The organism is Flavobacterium piscis, assembly GCF_001686925.1.
Taxonomy (GTDB): Bacteria; Bacteroidota; Bacteroidia; order Flavobacteriales; family Flavobacteriaceae; genus Flavobacterium; species Flavobacterium piscis.
Map to the genome: position 1 here is coordinate 1 of NZ_LVEN01000024.1, position 2,902 is coordinate 2,902.

The 2,902-nt window shown below is 34.6% G+C and carries 3 protein-coding genes; all 3 read left to right on the forward strand.

Annotated features, from left to right (window positions below):
- Positions 1-15: 15 nt before the first annotated feature.
- On the forward strand, positions 16-651 hold the full coding sequence (gene porL / locus FLP_RS10595; protein ID WP_065449496.1) for a type IX secretion system motor protein PorL/GldL: 636 nt from the start codon (positions 16-18) through the stop codon (positions 649-651).
- Between the two features lie 52 nt (positions 652-703).
- Positions 704-2,245: a type IX secretion system motor protein PorM/GldM gene (gene porM, locus FLP_RS10600; RefSeq protein ID WP_065449495.1), complete on the forward strand. Its 1,542-nt coding sequence runs from the start codon at positions 704-706 to the stop codon at positions 2,243-2,245.
- A gap of 45 nt (positions 2,246-2,290) precedes the next feature.
- Positions 2,291-2,902 (forward strand): type IX secretion system ring subunit PorN/GldN (gene porN, locus FLP_RS10605; RefSeq protein WP_123921667.1); only part of this gene is annotated, 612 nt, incomplete at its 3' end.

Below are 2,902 nucleotides of genomic sequence, written 5' to 3' on the forward strand. Positions count from 1 at the left end.
CTAAAAAAAAGTATTATGGCATTATTAAGTAAAAAAACAATGAATTTCGCTTATGGTATGGGAGCGGCAGTAGTAATCATCGGTGCACTTTTCAAGTTGCAACACTGGCAAGGTGCTAGTATCATGTTGATTGTTGGTCTTGGTGTAGAAGCGTTTATTTTTGCATTGTCTGCTTTTGATCCTGTTGATGATGAATTAGACTGGACTCTTGTTTACCCGGAATTAGCTAACGGTCAGGCTAGAAAAAAATCGGATAAAGTTGAAGCTCCTGTTGATGCTCAGGGATTATTGTCACAAAAACTTGATGTAATGTTGAAAGAAGCTAAAATTGACGGTGAGTTAATGGCAAGCTTAGGAAACAGCATCAAAAATTTCGAAGGAGCTGCAAAAGCTATTTCTCCAACAGTAGATTCTATTGCAGGACAAAAGAAATATGCTGAAGAAATGTCTATGGCTGCTGCACAAATGGAATCATTGAACAGTTTATATAAAGTACAATTAGAAAGTGCTTCAAGAAACGCACAAGCAAATAGCGAAATTGCCGAAAATGCTTCTAAATTAAAAGAACAAATGCAATCTATGACTGCAAACATTGCTTCTTTGAACAGTGTTTATGGTGGTATGCTTTCTGCAATGAGTAACAAAGGATAATTAGTTTTTAACTATTATATTAAATTTATTAATAAAGAACTAATTAGAAAAAATGGCAGGAGGAAAATTAACCCCTAGACAGAAGATGGTGAACCTGATGTATCTGGTTTTCATCGCAATGTTAGCAATGAATATGTCAAAAGAAGTTTTATCTGCTTTTGGCTTAATGAATGAAAAATTCGAAAGCGCAAATAAATCATCAGAAGAAAGTAACGCTTCAATGCTTACTGCTTTAGACCAAAAAGCTGCTGAAGCAAAAGGAGAGTTTGTTAAAGCTTCTGAAACAGCTCATAAAGTTGAAGGAATTACAAAAGATTTTTACGCTTACATTGGTACTTTAAAAACAGATGTTGTTAAAGGATTTGATGTAGATAAAGAAACAGGTAAATTGCCTTACGAAGCTATGGATAAAGGAGACAATATCGATAGTTGGTTTAAAGGAGAAGGATATAGCGCTAAAGGGACTGAAATTATCTCAAAAATTGAAAAGTATAAAGCTGATATTAAAGCTGCTTTAGGAACTGACAAAAAATATTCTGCAATTGTTGCGGAGGTTGAGAAAAAATTTGATGTTTCTGATGTAAAAAATAAAGATGGAGTAAAAGATAAATATTTATCTTACCACTTTAAAGGATTTCCTGCTGTAGCTTCAGTTGCAAAACTTTCAGCTTGGCAAAATGACGTTAAAAAAGTAGAATCAGATGTTTACAATAGTGCTTTAGGAAAAGCTGCAGTTGCTGCTGCTTCTTATAGCAATTATCAGGCAATTGTTGTTTTAGATAAAAACGCTTACTTCCAAGGAGAAAAAGTAACTGGTAAAGTAGTTTTAGGTCGTTATGACGAAAATACAAAACCAACTTCTTTCCAAGGTCCTGGGCAAATTGTAAACGGACAAGCTGTTATCTCTTTAACTGCTGGTGGAGTAGGTGAGCAAACTATTAATGGACAATTTACATTCTTAGAAGACGGTAAAAACATTCCACTTAAATTTGCTGGAAATTACGTTGTAGTTCCTAGACCAAACTCTGCTACTATTTCTGCTGATAAAATGAATGTTGTTTATAGAGGTGTAGTTAACCCAATCTCTGTATCATTCGCTGGTGTTGCTGACAACAAAGTTGTTGCAAGTGCTCCGGGATTATCTTCTGCTGGTAAACCAGGGAAATATAACATGAATCCGGGTTCTGGTAATGAAGCTACAATCGCTGTTACTGGTACATTACCAAACGGAGATAAAGTTACAGACAAGAAAACATTTAGAATTAAAGGTATTCCTGGACCAACTGGTACAATTAGAGGAGAGCAAGGTGTTGTTAAAGGACCTAAATCTAACTTAGAAGTTGCTACTATTGGCGCTAAATTAAATGACTTTGATTTTGAAGTTGGTTTAGATGTTGTTGGATTTAATATGAAAATTGCAGGACAGCCTACTGTTGTTGTTTCTGGTAACAGATTAAATGCACAATGTAAACAAGTACTTTCAAGAGCAGGAAAAGGAGACCAGGTTACTATTTCTGAAATTAAAACTAAACTTGTTGGAGCTGGTAGTTATTTACTGCCAAGAACTGCTCCGGTAATTTTCGAAATACAATAATAAAAGTAGTTAAAACTACACTCAATATCTTATAACGATACCACGATGAAAGTAAGAAATTTTTTAATAGCTATTGTTTCTATCGCTGGAGGTTTTTCTTCTTATGCGCAATCTAATTTGCTAAATGCGAAAACACCTGCTCAGATAGGACTTAAAACTCCTGCGCAACTTATCTCAGATAACGATAAGCCTTTAGCCTATGGTTATGTAGATGATCGAGATATCTTGATGGGAAAAACTACTTGGGAAATCATTGATTTAAATGAAAAAATCAATTTTCCAATGTACTTTCCGGTAGATACGGCTAATATTGGTTCTGATAGACGCTCTCTTTACGACGTTTTGACGAAAGCTGTTAAAAACGGCAAAATAACTGAAGTATATAGCGACAGTTATTTCAATACTAAAAAATCTTTGAAAGACATTCAAGGTGCATTATCTCGTATTGATACAACAGATGCTGGTAGAGAGTTAATCAACCAATATCCGGATGACTACAAATCACGTGTTGTGAAGAAAAAAGTAGTTACTGGTACTGGTAAAAAGAAAGTTGTTTCTTATGTTGAAGAAAATGTTGGCCCAACAAGATCTGTTCCGGCTGAATATATTCTGAAACAAGACTTAACAGCAGCTGACGTTACACAATATAAAATAAAA

Excerpts from the sequence above, each read along its gene's own strand:
- porL (WP_065449496.1), top strand. The coding sequence starts at position 16 with ATGGCATTATTAAGTAAAAAAACAATGAATTTCGCTTATGGTATGGGA.
- porM (WP_065449495.1), top strand. The coding sequence starts at position 704 with ATGGCAGGAGGAAAATTAACCCCTAGACAGAAGATGGTGAACCTGATG.